19 protein-coding genes are annotated in these 19,802 nt (G+C 47.2%); 13 read left to right on the top strand and 6 right to left on the bottom strand.

Features of this window, described 5'->3' with window-relative positions:
* The first annotated feature begins 5 nt into the window (after nt 1–5).
* Nucleotides 6–1,403 (top strand): Fe-S cluster assembly protein SufB, encoded by a 1,398-nt coding sequence (gene sufB / locus P3X63_RS18170; protein ID WP_026588670.1) that lies wholly within the window; start codon nt 6–8, stop codon nt 1,401–1,403.
* 333 nt (nt 1,404–1,736) lie between these two features.
* Here the strand turns inward: sufB and P3X63_RS18165 are convergent, their stop codons facing one another.
* On the bottom strand, nt 1,737–2,213 hold the full coding sequence (locus P3X63_RS18165; RefSeq protein ID WP_026588669.1) for a hypothetical protein: 477 nt from the start codon (nt 2,211–2,213) through the stop codon (nt 1,737–1,739).
* 247 nt (nt 2,214–2,460) lie between these two features.
* Between P3X63_RS18165 and P3X63_RS18160 the strand changes: the two genes are divergently transcribed.
* The 10 genes from P3X63_RS18160 (at nt 2,461) to P3X63_RS18115 (ending at nt 11,517) form a co-directional block, all read left to right on the top strand.
* Nucleotides 2,461–2,901 carry a hypothetical protein gene (locus P3X63_RS18160; protein ID WP_236251200.1) on the top strand — a complete coding sequence of 147 codons (441 nt, stop codon included), beginning with the start codon at nt 2,461–2,463 and terminating at the stop codon, nt 2,899–2,901.
* Between the two features lie 34 nt (nt 2,902–2,935).
* Entirely contained in the window at nt 2,936–3,796 is an 861-nt protein-coding gene (locus P3X63_RS18155; RefSeq protein WP_077735526.1) for a DMT family transporter, read from the top strand.
* A gap of 79 nt (nt 3,797–3,875) precedes the next feature.
* Nucleotides 3,876–5,000 carry an NAD(P)/FAD-dependent oxidoreductase gene (locus tag P3X63_RS18150; RefSeq protein WP_077735525.1) on the top strand — a complete coding sequence of 375 codons (1,125 nt, stop codon included), beginning with the start codon at nt 3,876–3,878 and terminating at the stop codon, nt 4,998–5,000.
* A 131-nt stretch (nt 5,001–5,131) separates the two neighbouring features.
* Nucleotides 5,132–5,491, top strand: a complete 360-nt coding sequence (locus P3X63_RS18145; RefSeq protein WP_077735524.1) for an XdhC family protein — start codon at nt 5,132–5,134, stop codon at nt 5,489–5,491.
* On the top strand, nt 5,478–6,293 hold the full coding sequence (locus P3X63_RS18140; protein ID WP_026588664.1) for an FAD binding domain-containing protein: 816 nt from the start codon (nt 5,478–5,480) through the stop codon (nt 6,291–6,293). Before P3X63_RS18145 ends, P3X63_RS18140 begins: the two co-directional genes overlap by 14 nt.
* Before the next feature lie 233 nt (nt 6,294–6,526).
* A complete protein-coding gene (locus P3X63_RS18135; protein ID WP_077735522.1) occupies nt 6,527–7,513 on the top strand; it encodes an SIS domain-containing protein in 987 nt (328 codons plus the stop codon).
* A 143-nt stretch (nt 7,514–7,656) separates the two neighbouring features.
* Nucleotides 7,657–8,874 (top strand): ABC transporter substrate-binding protein, encoded by a 1,218-nt coding sequence (locus tag P3X63_RS18130; protein WP_372708722.1) that lies wholly within the window; start codon nt 7,657–7,659, stop codon nt 8,872–8,874.
* A 20-nt stretch (nt 8,875–8,894) separates the two neighbouring features.
* A complete protein-coding gene (locus P3X63_RS18125) occupies nt 8,895–9,773 on the top strand; it encodes a carbohydrate ABC transporter permease (RefSeq protein WP_277691634.1) in 879 nt (292 codons plus the stop codon).
* Between the two features lie 3 nt (nt 9,774–9,776).
* Entirely contained in the window at nt 9,777–10,667 is an 891-nt protein-coding gene (locus P3X63_RS18120) for a carbohydrate ABC transporter permease (protein ID WP_026588660.1), read from the top strand.
* A gap of 13 nt (nt 10,668–10,680) precedes the next feature.
* On the top strand, nt 10,681–11,517 hold the full coding sequence (locus tag P3X63_RS18115; protein ID WP_026588659.1) for a PfkB family carbohydrate kinase: 837 nt from the start codon (nt 10,681–10,683) through the stop codon (nt 11,515–11,517).
* Here P3X63_RS18115 and frlR read toward each other — a convergent pair.
* From frlR to P3X63_RS18100, 3 genes are all read right to left on the bottom strand, one after another.
* Nucleotides 11,502–12,236, bottom strand: a complete 735-nt coding sequence (gene frlR, locus P3X63_RS18110; protein WP_277691633.1) for a transcriptional regulator FrlR — start codon at nt 12,234–12,236, stop codon at nt 11,502–11,504. The two genes, P3X63_RS18115 and frlR, sit on opposite strands and share 16 nt — an antisense overlap.
* A 236-nt stretch (nt 12,237–12,472) precedes the next feature.
* Nucleotides 12,473–13,279 carry an endonuclease I family protein gene (locus tag P3X63_RS18105; protein ID WP_077735518.1) on the bottom strand — a complete coding sequence of 269 codons (807 nt, stop codon included), beginning with the start codon at nt 13,277–13,279 and terminating at the stop codon, nt 12,473–12,475.
* Nucleotides 13,280–13,358: 79 nt separating this feature from the next.
* Nucleotides 13,359–14,405 carry an anthranilate phosphoribosyltransferase gene (locus P3X63_RS18100; protein WP_277691632.1) on the bottom strand — a complete coding sequence of 349 codons (1,047 nt, stop codon included), beginning with the start codon at nt 14,403–14,405 and terminating at the stop codon, nt 13,359–13,361.
* A 245-nt stretch (nt 14,406–14,650) separates the two neighbouring features.
* On the opposite strand from P3X63_RS18100, the gene P3X63_RS18095 reads away from it, so the two are divergent.
* Entirely contained in the window at nt 14,651–16,057 is a 1,407-nt protein-coding gene (locus P3X63_RS18095; protein WP_277691631.1) for a YfcC family protein, read from the top strand.
* A gap of 65 nt (nt 16,058–16,122) precedes the next feature.
* Here P3X63_RS18095 and P3X63_RS18090 read toward each other — a convergent pair whose 3' ends face one another.
* A complete protein-coding gene (locus P3X63_RS18090) occupies nt 16,123–16,338 on the bottom strand; it encodes a YesK family protein (RefSeq protein WP_277691630.1) in 216 nt (71 codons plus the stop codon).
* Between the two features lie 428 nt (nt 16,339–16,766).
* Entirely contained in the window at nt 16,767–18,368 is a 1,602-nt protein-coding gene (locus tag P3X63_RS18085) for a PucR family transcriptional regulator (RefSeq protein WP_026588654.1), read from the bottom strand.
* Between the two features lie 177 nt (nt 18,369–18,545).
* Between P3X63_RS18085 and P3X63_RS18080 the strand changes: the two genes are divergently transcribed.
* Nucleotides 18,546–19,796 (top strand): Zn-dependent hydrolase, encoded by a 1,251-nt coding sequence (locus tag P3X63_RS18080; protein ID WP_026588653.1) that lies wholly within the window; start codon nt 18,546–18,548, stop codon nt 19,794–19,796.
* Nucleotides 19,797–19,802 lie beyond the last annotated feature (6 nt).

Below are 19,802 nucleotides of genomic sequence, written 5' to 3'. Positions count from 1 at the left end.
AATGGATGGCTAAAAAAATGCCGGATATCGGCGAATATAAATACGGTTTTGCCGACAAAGACGTTTCCATTTTCCGTTCAGAGCGGGGACTGACAAAAGAAATCGTAGAAGAAATTTCACGCATGAAAGAAGAGCCGGAGTGGATGCTCGAGTTTCGTCTGAAATCTCTTGAACATTTCTACAACATGCCAATGCCGCAATGGGGCGGAGATTTAAACGCATTGAATTTTGACGAAATTACGTACTATGTAAAACCATCTGAGCGTTCAGAAAGATCATGGGATGAAGTGCCGGAAGAAATCAAACAGACTTTTGACAAACTCGGAATCCCTGAAGCTGAGCAAAAATATTTGGCCGGTGTATCCGCGCAGTATGAATCAGAAGTCGTTTACCACAACATGAAGGAAGACCTTGAATCTCAAGGCATCATCTTTAAGGATACGGACAGCGCCCTCAAAGAAAATGAAGACATTTTCCGCGAGCATTGGGCAAAAGTCATTCCGCCGACTGACAACAAATTTGCGGCCCTGAACTCAGCCGTTTGGTCAGGCGGATCATTCATCTATGTACCAAAAGGCGTCAAAGTCGAGACACCGCTGCAGGCGTACTTCCGGATCAACTCTGAAAACATGGGTCAGTTTGAACGGACGCTGATCATCGTCGACGAAGGCGCGCACGTTCACTATGTAGAGGGATGTACAGCACCTGTTTACACAACAAACTCCCTTCACAGCGCAGTCGTTGAAATCATCGTCAAAAATGGCGGATACTGCCGCTATACGACGATTCAAAACTGGGCGAACAACGTCTTTAACCTTGTTACAAAACGCGCCGTTTGCGAAGCGAACGCGACAATGGAATGGATCGATGGAAACATCGGTTCCAAACTGACGATGAAATACCCTGCCGTCATCCTGAAAGGCGAAGGCGCTCGCGGTATGACGCTTTCTATCGCTCTTGCAGGAAAAGGACAGCATCAGGACGCAGGTGCGAAAATGATCCACCTGGCACCGAATACGTCATCTACGATCGTGTCAAAATCGATCTCAAAACAAGGCGGAAAAGTCACATACCGCGGAATCGTCCATTTCGGCCGCAAAGCTGAAGGCGCCCGCTCAAACATCGAATGTGACACGCTGATTATGGATAACAAATCAACATCAGATACGATTCCTTACAATGAAATCTTAAACGACAACATTTCATTGGAGCACGAAGCAAAAGTTTCCAAAGTATCTGAAGAACAGCTCTTCTACTTGATGAGCCGCGGCATTTCTGAAGAAGAAGCGACAGAAATGATCGTCATGGGCTTCATCGAGCCGTTCACAAAAGAACTGCCGATGGAATACGCGGTTGAAATGAACCGTTTGATCAAGTTCGAAATGGAAGGGTCAATCGGTTAACCTTTCATATCAAAGGGTGTGATCAGATTGAAATTGGATCACACCCTTAAAAATTTTATGCGTTTTATGTACCGCAGATATCATTCAAGTTGCCATTGTTTTTTAAGAGTGGACAAGAATGGATCTGCGGTTATTTTTTTTATTGATTAAGATGGTCTCACATCATTCATTTAAAACAACGATGATTAAACAAATGCGGTGATACTTCTTTACCTGAAATAATATAAAAAGGCTCCTCACATGTTGAGGGCCTTCTTATGATTCGTGAAATCTGAAATCCTTGCCGCACTGTGCATTTATCATATCAAAGCAGAACTTCTTCGAAACGTTATTTTATTTTTGATTATCTACACGAAAGACCGTTGTATAGTATGTATTGCCAACCAAAGCCTTGTCTCCCTTTGTAAATGTCACTTTTATTCTGCAGTTTCCATAGCCTTTTTTAAATACGCCTTTGTTTAGATATGTATAATCATTTATATCAAAAGAGCGGTGAGAGGGAGAGTTTTTGGAAACATAACCTGTTTTCACAAAGTTGAGAGTTGTCCATCCGTTTGCCCCATACATTTGAAATTTCATTTCCCAGTATGTTTTAGAGTACGTTCCATCTGATGGCACTTTTAGTGTAACATCTACGGTATCGGCTCTTTTTGTATAGCGATTAGCATCTGTATAAAAATCCACATTCCAATTATAATTGTGTCTTCCGCTTCTATCCATATCCGCTGCGGAAGCAATTCCTGCATGTGACGCCAAACCTGCTGCTAAAATCAGCAATAAAACAAATAATTGTAGAAACTTTTTAAACATATGTCATCCTCCAATATAATATAATAAGAACATTTTACCATAATATTTATATAATAACAAATTTTTATTTTGCTAGAATAGTTTGTCGCAACAGTTGTCTTTAAGGGAGATATTCGAACATAGGGAGCTTTATTGGCAGTTCCAGCCCATATCTGCAGGCATCAGCTATTTTCTTTTTCCTTAAAATAGCAATCTGCGGTATGCGGCTTTTCTTTCAAATAGAATCCTTTAGTCAGATGATAAAGTCATGTATAATGTAGGTATACATGTGATTTTCATCCTATTTATAGAAAGGACATGTCCAGTGAAATTTAAGATAAGGGCTATGTTTATAGTGGTCATTTTCTTATTGGGTGCATTGGCCGGAAGTCCCAAAGCCCTGGCCATGCCTTCAAAAGGCGCGGTTAAATTCAGAACAGATGCCAATACCTATTCAAAAAACGCCTCATCTATCGTGGTGACCGGAAAAAGCCCTGTCACAGGGGCGATGATTTCCGTCCGTTTAATCAATAAAAAAGGAAAAGTTCTGTTATATAAGGATATTTATCTAGCTCGCGGAAAAGCTCATTTCCGTGTAAGCTTTCCGACGAAAAGGCTAAAATCCGGCAAGTATGATGTTTGGGTTGATGTTATCAAAGACAGGAAATGGCATGGCGAACTAAAGCGTTACATTAACGTCAAGAAATGACTGTTTTTCAGTGTTCGGTAAGGAGGACGGTATCATGACGGCCGCTGGATTTTGCATCCTATTGTTATCGGCATTCATCCATGCAACATGGAACTATCTTTCCAAAAAGGCTGGAGGCGGAGCTGCTTTTATTTGGCTGTTTACTGCGATTGCCGCCATAGTATACACCCCTTTGGCGATCGGTGTTGTTCTTTATGAAAAGCCGGATTTTGGAATCTGGCAAATCGTATTGATCATGGCGAGCATCCTTGCCCATTTAGGGTTTTTTCTTGTTCTTCAAAAGGGTTACCAAAAGGGCGATCTTTCACTCGTCTATCCGATCGCAAGAGGAACAGGACCGCTGATCACCTGTCTGCTCGCGGTGGTCGTCTTTCATGAACAACTGACGCTGCCCGCTGTCATCGGCATCCTGTTGATTGTGGTGAGCATTCTGTTTTTCACGGGGGGAATAAAGCGGTTAACAGAATCCGGATCGCTCATTCCAATCCTTTACGGGCTGTTGATCGGCGCAATCATCGCAGCTTACACCCTCCTTGACAAAGCAGCGGTCAGCCATTTTCTCGTCCCGCCTTTGCTGTTGGATTATTGCAATACATTAGGGCGCTTCATCTTATTGACGCCTTTTGCCGCAAAAAACTGGCATCAAGTCAGGTCTGAATGGAAGCAACACCGAATCGAAGCGGCCGGGGTCGGTATTTTGAATTCTCTGGCCTACATTTTGGCATTGTCGGTCATGGTTTTCGCTCCTGTCAGTCATGTGGCGCCGATTCGGGAGGTCAGCATTTTGATCGGAACGGTGATGGGGGCCGTCCTTCTTTCAGAAGGGTTTGGTCATCGGCGGATCATCGCGGCTCTTTTTATGGTGAGCGGAGTGATATCGGTAGCCATCGGTTAAATTCATAGGTGAAACCGGTTGTGTTCAGAAGATTTGATCCGTTATATTTGTAGAAAACAGAAATGAAAAAGGTGTTTTGATGAAGACATATATCGTAGTCGGAGCAGGAATTCTCGGAGCGTCCACCGCTTATCATCTGGCAAAAGCCGGTGCAGATGTGACATTAATTGACCGCAGGGATCAAGGAAGGGCTACAGATGCCGCGGCGGGTATCGTGTGTCCCTGGCTTTCCCAGCGCAGAAATCAGGCTTGGTACAAACTCGCAAAGGGAGGTGCCGGGTACTACGCCGATTTGATTAAACAGCTGGAAGCTGATGGAGAATCGGACACGGGGTACAAACGGACAGGCGCCATCAGCTTGCACACTGACGAACGAAAACTGGAGAAAATGGAAGAGCGCGCATACATGAGACGCCAGGATGCGCCGGAGATCGGCGAGATTTCCCGGCTGTCGCCCGCTGAAACAAAACGCTTATTTCCGCCCTTGGCAGACGGATACGGAGCCGTTCATATCAGCGGCGCAGCACGGGTCAACGGAAAAGCTCTGCGGCGTGCACTCGTGAATGCCGCGCAAAAACACGGTGCAAAAGTGCTTGAGGGAAATGCCTCTTTAGTGCATGAAGACGGACGGGTGATCGGTGTTCAAACCGCAGAGGGGACGATGTTCGCTGATCAGGTGCTGATCACAGCCGGGGCTTGGGCAAGTGAGCTGCTGAAGCCGCTGGGAATCCAGTTTGCGGTCACCTATCAAAAAGCGCAAATCGTCCATCTCCGACTGCCTGAGACTGATACAGCCGCCTGGCCGGTGGTCATGCCTCCGCATGACCAGTACATTCTCGCGTTTGAAGACGGGAGAATTGTTGCCGGTGCGACACATGAAAACGACGCTGAACTGGGCGACTGCCGCGTCACAGCGGGCGGGCTTCAAGAAATTTTGACAAAGGCGCTCACCATTGCGCCCGGTTTGGAGAACGGAACGATCCTGGAAACGAGGGTCGGATTCAGGCCGTTCACTCCGGGATTTCTTCCTGTGATCGGTCCGCTTCCCGGTCTAAAGGGGCTGCTGATTGCCAACGGACTCGGCGCCTCAGGGCTGACTTCAGGACCTTACCTTGGCCGAGAAATGGCAAGACTTGCACTGGGAAGGCTCCCAGAGATTGATGTTCATCTGTATGACCCGGCCGGAGCGCTGGACATACAATAGCTTGAAAAAACGTTCACTCATGACAGGAGTGAACGTTTTTCTTTTTCAGAGAAAATGGAGTTTTAAAGTATGAGGCGAGATAATATATATGGAAGAGGAAAAAATAGTAAATCCTGGAGGTGTGTTCATTCGTGAAAGCCATTGCCGGCATCCTTAAAACGATTCAAAGATTGCCTCAACAATGTGTTCTCACCACCATCCATGTCGAAGATTCGGCAATGCTGCTGCAGGAAGAAGGGACCCGAACCGGGATGCTGAGCGCCGGATGCCTTGAAGATGACCCGGCCGTGCGGGACATGGCTGGGCAACACAGCGGAGAAACGCGAACTTTTACATATCATCTGAAAGCCGGGAACGATCTTGCATGGGAGGATGGAGCGGGTTGTCACGACGTAAGCCTGTCAATCGCTGCCGCGATCCCATTAAATCAGCTCTCTCTCATTTGTGAACTAGCAAGGCGAGTGAAGGAGGGCCGGCATGATCTCCATTAACTTTGAGTACTACCGGCCGCAAAGCGCACAAGAAGCGGCACAGCTGTTTCGGGACCTTGACTTGAAGGGAAAAAACCCCGCCTTTTTTTCCGGGGGAACAGAACAAATCACACATGGCCGTTTCAATGCGGTTATCGATATTCAGGAAGTACCCGAATGCCGGATGTTGCAATCTGAGCGGGGCTATCTTGCGCTAGGTTCAGCTTTAACATTGACGGAAATCACGGAAAGCCGGGGCTTTCCTTTATTAAGCAAAGCGGTGAGAGAGATCGCTGATCACACGTCACGCAATAAAATTACGCTCGGCGGCAATATTTGCGGACAGATTTTTTATCGCGAAGCGGTTCTCCCTTTTTTATTGACCGACAGCAAAGTGGTGACGTTGGGAGCCAATGGAAAACATATCTATTCGATTCATGATGTATTTGACAAACAATTGCAGCTGAAAAAGGGTGAAATGCTCATTTTGCTGTTGACTGAAGAGCGCTATCTCCTGCAGCCTTTCGCAAACATTAAAGTCAGGCAGCGGTGGGATACGGGATACCCATTGGTGACGATTTCCGCGCTGGAGATCGACGGCCATATGCGCGTCGCCTTCAGCGGTGTTTGCCCTTTTCCGTTTCGCTCTCAAGAGGTGGAAGAAGTATTAAATGATGCAGAACGGCCTGTTGAAGAAAGGATTGAAGAAGCTGTTCACCGCATGCCCGGCCCGATTTTGCACGATTCGCAAGGGTCTATCGAATATCGGCAGTTTGTCATTAAAAATACGCTGTTTGACATCCTCAGCATACTTAAAAGGTGATCTCACGACACACCGCACTTGAATTTTACATTGAACAAGAACGGCTGTTGTCAGGCTCGTTGCAAAGCCCGGGGACTACGATCATTCATCACATGAAATGAGCGCCTAAGGCGCTTTTTTATTTATTATTTAAAATTTCAGAAAATTATATTGACAGCCACAACGGTTACCTATTAACATAACAATATATAATGTTATATAACGTTATATAATAAAAGCAAGGAGTGAATGATTTGAGTCAGGCTACAGCAAAGGTAAATCCGGGAGTTCAAGGTTTTTTGCAAGATTTGAAGGGAAAAACGATTGATCATGTCTTCTTTGTTGCTTGTGGAGGGTCTTCGGCGATTATGTATCCGAGCAAATATGTGTTTGACAGAGAATCCATATCCATCAGCTCTGACCTCTACAGTTCAAACGAATTCATCCAGCGCAATCCCGTTCAGCTCGGAGAAAAATCGCTCGTCATCTTGTGTTCGCACTCCGGAAATACGCCGGAAACGGTGAAAGCGGCAAGCTTTGCAAGGGATAAAGGCGCGCTGACGATCGCCATGACTTTTGAGCCGGCATCTCCGCTGGCCAAAGCGGCGCAATATGCCGTGCAATACGACTGGGGTGATGAAGCCGCGGCCATCAATACAAACTATGGCGTTTTGTATCAAATCGTTTTCGGTGTGTTGCGGGTGTTGGAAAACCATGCAAAGTTTGAACAGGTGATCGACGGACTTGACAAACTTCAGGCCGTATATGAAGAAGCTTTGCAAAAAGAAGCCGAAAAAGCGCAGCAATTCGCCAAAACCCATCAAAAAGAACAGGTCATTTATACGCTGGCGAGCGGTGCGAACTATGGTGTCGCATACTCCTACAGCATATGTATCCTGATGGAAATGCAATGGATTCATTCGCAGGCGATTCACGCGGGGGAATATTTTCACGGGCCGTTTGAAATCATTGATGAGTCGGTCCCGTTTATCATTCTGCTCGGTCTGGACGAAACAAGGCCGCTTGAAGAGCGGGCGCTTGCTTTTTCAAAGAGATACGGCAAAAAGCTGACTGTGCTCGACGCCAAGACATACGATTTTTCAAATATCAATGAAGATATGCAAGGATATCTCGCTCCGCTCGTGCTCAACCGGGTGCTGCGGATGTATGCCGATGCTCTCGCTGAAGCGCGGAATCATCCGCTGACAACGAGACGGTATATGTGGAAAGTCGAGTATTGATATAACATTATATAACATCTTATTTCAGCCGCGGGTGGCGGCGAGGCCGATCTTTAGCCGTCACCCGGTTTCTTTTTAGCGAATGAAAAGGAGGTATACCATTGAAAAAGAGATGCGTATTTGTTGCTGCCGCCGTTTTCCTCATGCTGCTCACAAGCGGCTGTTCAGGGTTTCAAAGCTCGGGAACAGAATCGGGGAAAGTATCGCTGAAATTTTTCCATCGCTGGCCGAAGGAGCCTGAAAAAAGCTTTTTCGAAGAAGCGGTCAAGGAATTTGAAAAGAGCCATCCCGATGTTTCCATTCAGACGGAAGCGGTGCTGAATGATTCCTATAAAGATAAGATCAAAGTCATGCTGGGGACGAGTCAGCCTCCCGACATTTATTTTGCCTGGAGCGATGAGTTTGCCAAGAAAATCATCAGAGGCGAGAGGGCGCTTGATCTCACGTCTTATTACAAAGATGATCAGAAATGGGCTTCACAGCTGTTGAAATCTCAGATTGAACCGTTCAGTGTTCAAGGAAAGAGGTACGGTGTGCCGTGGCAAATGGCCTCCAAAGAGCTTTTTTACAACAAAGATATATTCAAAAAGCTCGGTCTTTCACCTCCGAAAACATGGGACGAACTCATCGATGTCTGCAAAGTATTAAAAGAAAACGGCTATACACCGATCGCTTTCGGAACGAAAGCGCCGTGGACCATCTCCCACTATATTGCGACACTCAATCAAAAGCTTGTCGATGAAGAAACAAGAGAAAAAGATTATCATACGAAAAATGCCGCTTTCACGGATAAAGGATATGTCGAGGCTTTATCCAAATTGCAGGAGCTTTCGCCTTATTTTTCAAAACACGTCAACTCGATCGATCACGAATATGTCAGGCAGCAGTTTAAAAGCGGAAAAGCCGGAATGATTTATGCGGAGACATCGGAAATTAAGCTGGTCAATGACACTGTCAACCTCGGTTTGTTTCCGTTTCCCGACATAGCCGGGCAAAAGGGGAGACCGGGGATGCTGACAGGTGCGCCCGAGGGCTTTATGATTTCGGCGAACACAAAGCATCCGCAAGAAGCGATGGCGTTTCTGAAATTTTTGACGTCAAAAAAAATGGGTGAAAAACTCGTCAAAGATGTCGGCAAGTTCAGTACAGTCAAAGGAACGGCCAAGCGGGAAAATGCGGATTCCAACCAGCTCGAAGCCGTCAAAAGCCTCAATGAAGCGAAAGGGATGGTCCCTTGGTTTGATATGGATACAGATCCTCAAGTCGTTGATGCCTATTTAACAAACGTGCAGCAGATGCTCAGCGGTGACAAAACGCCTGAAGCGGTGATGAAAGAGGTGCAAAAAGCGGCAAAATCTTAATGCAAAGGAGCTGAAACGCTTTGGTGAACCAAAATCGGTGGCTTCCCTTCATTTTTTTGTTTCCGGCATTGCTTTTTCTTTTGTTTGTTTATTATCCGATCCTGCAAAACATATTCTTGAGCTTTTTTAAGTGGAGCACGTTTGAACCGCAAAAAGCGTTTGTCGGCTTCGGCAATTACATCCAGCTGTTTCGCGATCCGGTATTTTATCAGTCCTTGAAAAACAATGCGCTTTATGCGCTGGTCTCCATTGTGTTCCAGGTCGGCGGCGGGCTGGTTACCGCCGCCATCCTTGAGGATCGGCTTTTCAGAAAACAAGCTCCTTTTTTCAGAACGGTTTTTTTCCTCCCTGTTGTCATTTCCATGACCGTGATCGCCTTGTTGTTTACTTTTATTTACAACCCGGAGACAGGCCTTCTCAATCAGTTTTTAGAGGCCGCCGGATTGAAACAATGGACGAGGGCCTGGCTTGGCGATGAAGAAACGGCGATGCTATCCGTCATCTTTGTTTCTCAGTGGCAATCGGTCGGCTATATCGCCATGCTCTACATCATCGCCATTCAGAAAATCCCCGACGAGCTTTATGAGGCGGCGCGTCTGGACGGAGCGGGAAAAATCAGGACGTTTTTTGCCATCACTGTCCCGGGGACGAAGGAAATGTCATTTGTGGCCGTCGTGATGACATTGACCGGTGCCTTTACCGTCTTCAACGAACCTTATATTTTGACGGGCGGCGGCCCTGGAAACGCCACAGAGGTGCTGGGGACATTTTTGTATAAGCAAGCATTTTCACAGGATATGATGGGATATGCATCAGCGATTGCGACCGTTGTTCTGCTGATCACGCTCAGCCTTTCCGTCATGCAAATGCGGCTTTTTAAAACGGGAAAGGGGGATTAACAGATGGCATCTGGGAAAATAGAAGTGTCCGGGGCAGTTCCAAACCGGAAGGCGAAACCCTCATACCGGATAAAGAAACGCCATATCGGTGTGCCGGCCGTATACTTATATTTGCTTTTATACACGGCCGCTGTCAGCTATCCGCTCTTGTGGATGGTGCTGAGTTCGCTGAAGAGTTCTGAGGACATTTTCGAGCACAGCTGGTCGCTGCCGAAAGAATGGCATTTTGAAAACTATGCGGCCGCTTGGAATCAAGGGATATCGGCTTATTTTTTGAACAGTGTCATCGTCACGTTTCTGACGTGTGTGATCACCGTCTTTGTCAGCGCGTGGGCGGCATACGGCCTTGCGAGGTTTGAATTTAAAATGAAATCGGCTGTTTTTATTTTATGTCTCGGCGGGCTGATGCTGACGCCGCAGATCAGCATCGTTCCCCTTTATTCCATCATTCAGTCGCTCGGACTTTACAATACGTATTGGGCGCTGATCTTGCCTTATGCGGCTTATCGGATTCCTTTTACCATCATTTTGATCCGTTCGTATTTTTTGGCGATTCCGAAAGAGCTTGAGGAAGCGGCATATATCGACGGCTGCACAAGCTTTGGTGTGTTTTTCAGAATTTTCTTGCCAATGGGTCTGCCGATCTTGCTGACATCTGCGATTTTGACGGCTTATCATACATGGAACGAATTCATGTTTGCGATTATTTTTATTGATGATGAGAATTTGAAGACGATTCCTGCCGGTCTGATGCAATTCAGGGATGCTCTTGCCACAGATTGGGGCGTTCTGCTTGCCGGCTTGACGATTTCTGCTGCGCCGATCGTGATCCTGTTTTTAGCGATGCAAAAGTATTTCGTCCGCGGCATTGCCGCAGGAAGCATAAAAGGATAATGGGGGATGGATGATGAAAATACTTGCGATAGGTGACAATGTCGTTGATTATTACATCGATCAGGACATGTTTTATCCCGGAGGCAATGCGTTAAACGTCGCTGTTCTCTCAAAGCGGTCCGGAGCTGAAGCGGCATATATCGGGATTATCGGCACTGATGAAGCCGGAGATCATGTATTGAATGTGCTCAAAAAAGAGGGGATCAATATCTCGAGAATCCGGCGGGCCCACGGACAAAACGGAATGGCCGCCGTCAAGCTCAATGAACAGGGGGACAGGGTGTTTGTCCGCTCCAACAAAGGCGGCATTCAATCTGAGCTCGGCTTGTTGCTCACCGATGAAGACACCGCGTTGATCAAAAGCCATGATATCGTTCATACGAGCGTGTACAGCCGGTTGGAGCAGACGCTTTTTGAGCTTAGCAGACTTGCGCCGGTGTCTTTTGATTTTTCGACAAAGCATGACCGGGCTTACATGGAACGTGTTTGTCCCTATTTGACGTATGCTTTCTTTTCAGGAAGCGGATTCACAAAAGAGGAGTGTCTGAGGCTGATTGACGATGCAAGCCGGTTTGGCGTGCAGACGGTATGTGTCACAAGAGGGGACAAGGGTGCTGTGTTGGGCCGGGGAGGAAACATCGTCGAGCAGCCGGTTTTTCCGGTTCGGGCGGTCGATACGCTCGGAGCGGGCGACTCGTTTATCGCCGGATTTTTGACGGCATATCTGAAAAGCCGGGATGTCAAAAAAGCCCTCATGCATGCAGCCGAAGCGGCGGCAGACACATGTCTGACATATGGGGCGTTCGGCTGCGGGCATCCGTGTACACTGCGGGATCAATCCCATTCATGAGAACTGTTAATCATAAACGTCACACGGTTCGTGTGCATTAAAAACAATGAACAATAAATCGGATCGTCTTTGGCGCAGTAGGCGACTTTATCAATCTCAAAGAGGGCATCCCCGATATCGCATGCGAGATGCTTGCTATCCTCCGCTTTTGCAAACACGACGTTTAACAGTTTCGTATTGTAGGCCGGAGTGACCTGGTATTCTGTTTTTAAAATGTGATGCATGGACACAGAGTCGCTGATGAATCGGCCGATATCAGGAAACCGGCTGAGCGGGTAGTGGGTGATTTCAAACGTAAACGGCTGATCATCATTGAACATGACCCGCTTCAGTTCGAGGACGGGGCTGTCAATTGGCAGTTTGAGACGCTTGGCGATGTGCCCCGGAGCTGTAATTGTTTCCACGGAAATGACTTGATGCTTCGGCTTTTTTCCGCTCGACATCATATATTCGGAATAGCCGTCCACGGCAACAAGCTCCCGTTTCATTTTCGGGCTTTTGACGAAGGTTCCTTTTCCTTGCTGCCTTGTTAAATAGCCTTCTTCCACAAGGTCGGAAATCGCTTTTCGGACCGTAATCCGGCTCACCTGATAGGTCTGGCAAAGCTCGCTTTCAGCAGGCAGTTTTTCGGAAGGAGAATAGACGCCGCGCTTGATATCGTCTGAGATGATTTGTTTCAGCTGAAGGTATAAAGGTTTGGAACTATCGTTATTTAACAAAATAGAAGTCCTCCTTAACGTATTCACCATTATTATAATGTATTATTACGTTATAATACAATTCGCGGCTACGCAGAAGTTTGCAAAATGATGGTCGGGTATCAAAGGTGTGGATCAATGTGGGAATATCGGATTCGGATGGCGCTGTTCTGCTGTTTAACGGGGAAATCTGCAGGGAGGAAACAGATTGTTTAAGAAAGAGAGGGCGCCCGGTAAGCGCCCTCGGCTGACAACGTCTAATGCCAAATCTCTTCGGCCCATTCGGGATGATCAATGAATGGATTGCGGTTATGCTGGTATCGTTCATATATGATGTTGTTTCTTCTTCTCTCGAGATCATCGACAGGATCTTCTTGGTTCCATTTCAATAAGACTGCCATTTTGCCGTGGAAAGGCAGGGAGCCGTTGCCTGTTTTATCATTCATTTCGAGATCGGGGTGTCCGTCATCACCTTCATAGCGGACGGCCATATAGAAAATCATTCTGGCGACATCACCTTTCACCCGGCTGTTCGGCTCCCATGAATCACCGTCGTAAAAATTATCGGGGGCACCAGGATACGCGCTGCCGCCTTCATCAAAATCGAGGTTGCCCCGGGCGGAATTCACTTGCACATCGCTTGGCCTGATGTGATGCAAATCTGTTCCGGGCCCTTTGCTTGTACCGAAGTCTCCGTGTGATTTAGCCCAGACGTGCTCTCGGTTCCAGTCGCCCACATTTCCTCCGTTTAAATCTTTAGAACGGGACTGTCCGGAATAAAGAAGCAGGACATGATAGGGATTGGCCGGATCTTCATCCGTCGTTTTCAGCGCGTCCCAGACTTCGCTGTATGAAAGTTCTGTATGATGATCAATCGTTTCGTGGAGCGCTTGTTTGAGCGCCGCTCCCGTTTTCCCTTCAGCATTCTCATAATAATCCTCTAAAGCGCCGGATGGCTGAAGCGAAGATTGCAGTGAAAAAAGCGGGGCGGCGTCGGCTTTTTCAAAAGGGGGGAAAACGGCTGATAACATGAATAGAAGCGGAATGGCAAACATGCGAATCATCGGCTGAAACCTCCTTTTCATTTGTTTTTATTATCCATTGTTTTCATGAAAAGGAAATGTCATTTTGATTACGGTTTTCTTACCGTCTTGTAAATGTAGCTTGCCATTTTCTCAGAATGTTGAGACCTGATCCGTCTCGAAGCTGCTGTTCTGCGGTCCGGATGCCTTCTTCGATTGTCGGATGAAAACCGAATAAGAAATAGCGCAATGCCGCGTTCATGATCACCTGTTTTCTTTCGTATTCCACATCTTCCGAATCATCCCCAAAGAGAACGGCTTCGATTTTTTCAGCCTGTTCGACGGCTGACAGGGGCTTGTTCTGCCTGCTTTCCTCGACATGGAGACCGTATTCCTCAGGCTGCAAAATAAACGAAGTGATCCCGCCGTCTTTGATGGTGAACACAAAGCTCCCCCGGTGGACGGGAACATCCTCAGATCCTTCAGCCCCTTGAACGATAAACACTTCCTGATATGAAAGATGCTGAAACACAGGGTGCATTTTTTGAATGGCTGTTCTGTGAAAAGCGCCAAGCATCAGTTTTTTTGAGTTTGAAAAATTGATCAGTTTGTCGGCTGTATTCAGAATCGTGCGGACGCCGATTTCCTCGCGGATCTGCCGAATCCGGGAAAACGGCTCGCACAGCTTTTCAGCGGCAGTGAAGCCGATTGACAGCTCTTCAAGCGTGTTTGCCGTCTGGCGGGGACAAGCGTCGGCGGAAATTCCCAGCTTGTTCAGGACTTCCTTTATGCTTGTCCCATATTTTGGCGGCAGGGAATCACTGCTGTGCAAACATGAGGGAAGACCGTTTGCTGCGAGAAGAATCGAGACGGGAATCGTTGCCAAAAACGAATGTCTTCCCGTGTACGGACCGGCAAAATCAATCACCTTTTCTTGAATCTCCGGAGATATGGGCAGTTGTTTGGAGTGATTTCTCAAGGCTTCAATAAAGGCGAGCAGCTCTTCGGCCGACTCCGTTTTCATGCGCTCCGCTATCAAAAAAGCGGCGGTCTGGGCGGGTGTGGCTTTGCCTGTCATGATGGCTTCGGCGGCCTCTTTGGCTTCTTCATAAGTTAAATCCCTTGCGCCTCTTTTTCCTCTTGCCGTTTCTTTAATCCATTGCTGCAATATAGACCTCTCCTTTTATCTGCTTCTTTTTCTTATGACTTTACATGAAAATACTAAAAACGAATAGTGGAGATTTACGCTTGTTTTTTTTGGAAGAAAATCTGCCGATGAACTGGATCAAAACGCGTTTTTTAGATAATTTAACTGAAAATCTTCTTGGATTCGGATGATCTTTCAATGCGAACGGTTTCTGGGTTCATTTAAGATGTAAAAAAAGCTCACATTGGATGAAGGAGATGATCAAAATGGGAATGCCGGCCTATCAACGCGGGGATTTGAAAAAGAATGAGAAGCGTAAACATGAGTTTCCCCATATTTATGTCATCCTCGCTGTCATGATTGGATTGATGGCGCTTTCGACATACCTGGTGCCTGCAGGGGAATATCAAAGAGTGGAAAGTCCGGATGGCAGGGAAATGATTGATCCCGGATCATACAAACGGGTTGAACAGACTCCGGTCGATGTGCTGTCGCTCTTGTCCGCGGTTCCGAAAGGGATGACGGAAGCCGCTCCGATCATCGTCTTTACCTTTATGGTCGGCGGTGTATTTGCCGTTTTGCGAAAAGCGTCGGTCATTGAAATAGGCGTCCGCTTGCTGGCGGGCATCTTCAGCAGAAGGCCGGTTTTTGTTATTCCAGTCTTCATCTTCGTTTTTTCAGGTATCGCCTGTTTTATCGGGACACCTGAACTGTCAATCGTTTATGTCCCTGTCATTCTGCCGCTTGTGCTGTCTTTCGGATACGACAGGATGACCGCGGCAGCAATCGCGTTATGCGGGACGATTGCCGGCTTTACGAGCGCCTTGACAAACCCCTTCACAGTGGGCATCTCGCAAACGATTGCGGGCCTGCCTCTTTACTCCGGCATGGGGTACAGAGCGGTCATCTTTCTTGTCATAACGGCGCTTGCTGCCATCTATGTGCTGGCATATGGAGAAAAGGTCAAAGCAAATCCGGAAAAAAGCTTAACAGGAATGGAGGCGGCTGAACCGGTGTCCGCTTTTAAACCGGGCAAACGGGTGAAATGGGCCGGAACCGCGGCACTCATTTTGTTTGCCGGATTGATCGGATGTGTGATTACCTTCCGGTGGGACATGGTGACAATGTCGGGGTATTTTCTAGCGCTCGCCGTTATTCCGGCATGTATTGCCGGAATGAGTGCAAGAGACATTGCCGAATCTTTCAATGAAGGATTTAAAGAAGTCCTCATCGGCGCAATGGTTTGCGGGATTGCCAGAGGGGTCGCGGTCGTCATGAATGAAGGACAGATTATGGACACGATTGTTTATGGGCTGTCACATGCCGTTTCCCAGCTTCCTTCCTATTTGACCGTTGCAGCCATGCTGTTGACACAGATGCTGTTTAACTTTTTCGTGCCGAGCGGAAGCGGACAGGCTTTAATCATGATGCCGATCATGGCGCCTTTGGCTGATATCGTCGGCATGACGAGGCAGACGGCGATACTGGCCTTCCAATTCGGCGACGGCTTTTCAAACATCCTTTTTCCGACATCGGGCTACTTTATGGCGACGCTTGCTGTCAGCCGTATTTCCTGGAATCGCTGGGTGAAATTCATCCTTCCGCTTTTTTGTATCTGGATGGTAGCGGCTGTTGTTTTCTTAATGATTGCCCATGCTGCCGGCTGGTCGTGAAAAAGCGCGGAGCAGCCCCGCTGTTTTCGTTTAATCTTGTTCCTTCAGCAATCCGAAAACGCATATCAAAAGCAATGCGATAACCGATGACAGGAAGATGGATGTGCTGATGCCGCCGATGTACATCCCTCCCAACCGCCGATGATCAAACTGATGATGCCGAGCGTCATGACACCTGACGGAATTGCGTACTGCAATGGGGATTCCTTTTTCCGGAATATAAAGGATATTCCGAAAATGATAGCGGCGAGAAAAGCTGTGGTCAGCCAGAAAGAAAACATACTGTGCCGCCTCCCTTTAGAAATATTTGGTATGGTTCGAATCGCCTTCCTTCATATGTATTCTCGGCAGCATACATATGAAACCAACAAATCTCGGGAATTTTTTAAGAGTCGGTCCCTGTAGTATATCATTTGTTTTTTATTGGAAAAACCACTTAATCGCGATCGGGAAATGGGTATATATTTTGCAATCTCTTGCATTATTGTCTGTCTGATTCTTTAAATCTGTCGATATCAGATGGAGCCCCGAGAGTGGCCGATGATGGTCGCGACCTGCGGAAACATGCTGCGGTTTCAGCGGGAAATGCAGCGAAATCATGGCCGACAATTGCGCTGTAATGGTCGCCCATACAGCGCCCTGATCATGTCCGAATCAAAAGGTCCCCCGGACACTGAGTAATGATTGTTTCAAAGAACGTTAGATTTTCTTACAATCCAAGCATCATTTGAATTCTCAGCGCCAGCCTCAAGCGAAGCGTTGTATCTGCATCTTTCAGGCTTTTCCCGAGCAGCTCTTCGCATTTTTCAAGCCTGTAGATGACCGTATTTCGATGAACATAAAGGCGTTTGGCCGTTTCGGAAATCTGGCAGTGCGTTTCCAAATAAACGGATAATGTATGAAGGAGCCCATGATCATCGCCGGGCAGGTTCGCCAGTTTTTGCAGTGTGTATGTATAAAATTTTTTCAAGTCATCAATGGGAACCATCCTTAAGAGCTCTGAGACATCTTTCGTATGATACGTCTGGATGAATTCGGTGCTTCCGGAAAGGTGTCCGGAATGAAGGGCGTCGACCGCTTCTTTGAAGATGCCGGGAACATCGAGCAGCTGATGGCTGAGGTTGCTGATCCCGAAAGAAATCGTTCGCTGAAAATGCTTGGCACAGAGCTGTTGAAACCGCCTTAAAAAACCGCAGACCGCTGCGTTCATTTCAGCCCAGCTGTCGGTTCCCTCAGCGAGCAGGACACACATATTTCCTTTCGTGAAAAGGTGGGGCGGAAATGGAAAATCGGCCAGCTCTTCTTCAAGACACTCAAACACGCTGTCTGACTCAAGCTGGTTTTCAGTAAAGCTCACCGCCTGTTCTTTGCGGTCCAATTTGCCGGTGATACATACATATTTTTGATCCGATTTCAGCTTGAATTCCTTGGCCCGGTTTTTGATTTCCGCTGGCGAAGAAAAGGAGCCCTCTAAAAAATTGCTGAAAAATTCATTGCGCGCTCTTCTCGTATATTGCTTTAGCGCGTTTTCTTTCATCAGTTCAAAGCCGATCACATTGGCGGCTTGTTCAATCGTTAAAAGCAAGCCTTTGTCCTCTATGGGAATCATCCCGCATACGACCAGAAATCCGCATTTTTTTTCATGAGTATAAATCGGAAATACCGAAAAGGTTTGTCGTTTGGAAAGGGTTGAAAAGCATGTAAATGCCGTTTTGCTGTTTCTTTGGAAAAGACCTTCATAAAGCGGAGGCGCCTCACACATCCCTGCTTTTGAGGAAGCGGCCGGCTTGAGGTGCCGGTTTAAAAGCAGAACGGGCAGATTCAGCGTAATGGAGATGTTTTTTATAAGGGACTGAACGCTTTTTCCGCTCATAATATGGCTTGTAAATTGCTTTTGCGCTTTAATCGCTTGTTCAAGCTCTGCCGTCCGTTTATCTAAAATGCGGCTCAATGTATGATTGACAATGTCTCCGAGGCGGACGTTATCACTTAATTCAATAATCGGAAAAGCCCTTTTATCGGCAAGTTTGATCACGTCTTCCGGAATTTCCTGCAGAAAGCGCTTCGTTTTAAGGCCCAGTCCCGCACATCCGCGTCTGACCATTTTTTCGATCAAATCCTTTAATAATTGCGGGTGGTCTTTGATGTGATAAGCGGTCGTCACCAGAAGCTCACCCTGATGCAAAAAATCGGCAATGTCGGGGGCATCCATCATGTTAATGTGCTCAATCTGTCTGAAACCGCCCGATTCTCCGGCGGCGAGTTTTGCTCCTTTAAAAACGGGAAGCTCCAAGATCTCAAAAATATTCATTGCTGCATTAGACCTCCTTTTTCGTAAACGGCTGTTTCCTTATTAGTCAACATCAACAAAAAAATACTGGATTTGTGACAAATCTGCCGATGTATATGTTTTATATTAACAGTAAACTAGATTTTAGATAGGAAGTTGTCAAGAAATATAACGAGAAAAAGAAAGGAAGCTTCTTTCATGACCATTGATACGCATATAACCGACGGGAGCGCATCGGACAGAATTGAAGACATGATCCATTGGCTTGCTTCATTTGGAAAAAGCGGGGAAGGGGGCGTGACAAGGCTTCTATACTCCGAGCCGTGGCAAAACGCCCAGCATGCTCTAAAGAAGATGATGGAAGGCTTTGGGATGGACGCTTATTTTGATGACGCAGGCAACCTGTTTGGAAGAATAGAAGGAACCGAGAAGAAGAGATCGATATTGACCGGTTCGCATATCGATACGGTCGCAAACGGAGGGAAATTTGACGGAGCATACGGGGTTTTGGCCAGCCTGTTTGCGGCAAAAAAACTCCTCGATACATACGGGCCGCCGAAAACGACCATTGAAACCGTATCGCTGTGTGAGGAAGAAGGGAGCCGTTTTCCTCTGACATTTTGGGGATCGGGAAACATCACCGGTTTGTTTGATTGCTGTCACGCTCCGCCTGTTTTTGACCGGGACGGAATCCCGCTTGAGCGGGCGATGAAGGATTGCGGTTTTGGGAATGGACATTACAGGCCGCCTTTCAGACATGATGCCGAATGTTTTATCGAGCTTCATATCGAACAAGGCGGCATTCTTGAGGCGAGCGGCAGGCAGATCGGAATTGTGACGGACATTGTCGGTCAAAAGCGCTATACCGTGACAGTCAAGGGTCAAAGCAACCATGCCGGAACGACACCGATGAATGTGCGGAAGGATGCGCTGGCATTTTCGGCACTATGCATTTCTTATCTGACAAAGAAGGCGAATGCCGTCGATCCGCTCCTAACAGCGACCGTCGGCCGGCTTGAAGCGAAGCCGAACATGCCGAATGTAATCGCGGGCGAAGCCGTTTTTTCGCTCGATATCCGCCATCATAATGAAGCGGTTTTGGTCCAATATTGCGAGGATATTTTTGCGTTCTTCAGAGAGCTGTCAAAAGAATGGGGCATAGAGGTCGACGTCTCGCAAACGACGAATGTGAAGCCCGTTATGATGGACCCGGAGCTGATCCGTATCTCGAAACAATCGGCCGAGAATGCGCATGTCACGTATCAGGAAATGGTGAGCGGAGCGGGGCACGACGCCCAGATTTTTGGTGCGCACTGTCCGACGGCGCTGCTGTTCGTTCCAAGCAAAAACGGCATCAGCCATTCCCCCGAGGAGTGGACATCCTCCAATGATCTTGATTCGGGAATCCGGCTCTTGTCCGATGTTTTATACAAGCTGGCATATGAATGAAAGGAG

Source organism: Bacillus sp. HSf4 (assembly GCF_029537375.1).
GTDB lineage: Bacteria > Bacillota > Bacilli > Bacillales > Bacillaceae > Bacillus > Bacillus sonorensis_A.
The sequence above is the reverse complement of the archived record's forward strand: the minus strand, read 5'-3'. Positions and strand labels throughout refer to the sequence as shown.

Excerpts from the sequence above, each read along its gene's own strand:
- P3X63_RS18095 (WP_277691631.1), top strand. The coding sequence starts at position 14,651 with ATGGGAATGCCGGCCTATCAACGCGGGGATTTGAAAAAGAATGAGAAG.
- sufB (WP_026588670.1), top strand. The coding sequence starts at position 6 with ATGGCTAAAAAAATGCCGGATATCGGCGAATATAAATACGGTTTTGCC.
- P3X63_RS18150 (WP_077735525.1), top strand. The coding sequence starts at position 3,876 with ATGAAGACATATATCGTAGTCGGAGCAGGAATTCTCGGAGCGTCCACC.
- P3X63_RS18130 (WP_372708722.1), top strand. The coding sequence starts at position 7,657 with ATGCTGCTCACAAGCGGCTGTTCAGGGTTTCAAAGCTCGGGAACAGAA.
- P3X63_RS18080 (WP_026588653.1), top strand. The coding sequence starts at position 18,546 with ATGACCATTGATACGCATATAACCGACGGGAGCGCATCGGACAGAATT.
- P3X63_RS18165 (WP_026588669.1), bottom strand. The coding sequence starts at position 2,213 with ATGTTTAAAAAGTTTCTACAATTATTTGTTTTATTGCTGATTTTAGCA.
- P3X63_RS18090 (WP_277691630.1), bottom strand. The coding sequence starts at position 16,338 with ATGTTTTCTTTCTGGCTGACCACAGCTTTTCTCGCCGCTATCATTTTC.
- P3X63_RS18085 (WP_026588654.1), bottom strand. The coding sequence starts at position 18,368 with ATGAATATTTTTGAGATCTTGGAGCTTCCCGTTTTTAAAGGAGCAAAA.
- P3X63_RS18160 (WP_236251200.1), top strand. The coding sequence starts at position 2,461 with ATGTATAATGTAGGTATACATGTGATTTTCATCCTATTTATAGAAAGG.
- P3X63_RS18140 (WP_026588664.1), top strand. The coding sequence starts at position 5,478 with ATGATCTCCATTAACTTTGAGTACTACCGGCCGCAAAGCGCACAAGAA.
- P3X63_RS18155 (WP_077735526.1), top strand. The coding sequence starts at position 2,936 with ATGACGGCCGCTGGATTTTGCATCCTATTGTTATCGGCATTCATCCAT.
- P3X63_RS18120 (WP_026588660.1), top strand. The coding sequence starts at position 9,777 with ATGGCATCTGGGAAAATAGAAGTGTCCGGGGCAGTTCCAAACCGGAAG.
- P3X63_RS18105 (WP_077735518.1), bottom strand. The coding sequence starts at position 13,279 with ATGATTCGCATGTTTGCCATTCCGCTTCTATTCATGTTATCAGCCGTT.
- P3X63_RS18115 (WP_026588659.1), top strand. The coding sequence starts at position 10,681 with ATGAAAATACTTGCGATAGGTGACAATGTCGTTGATTATTACATCGAT.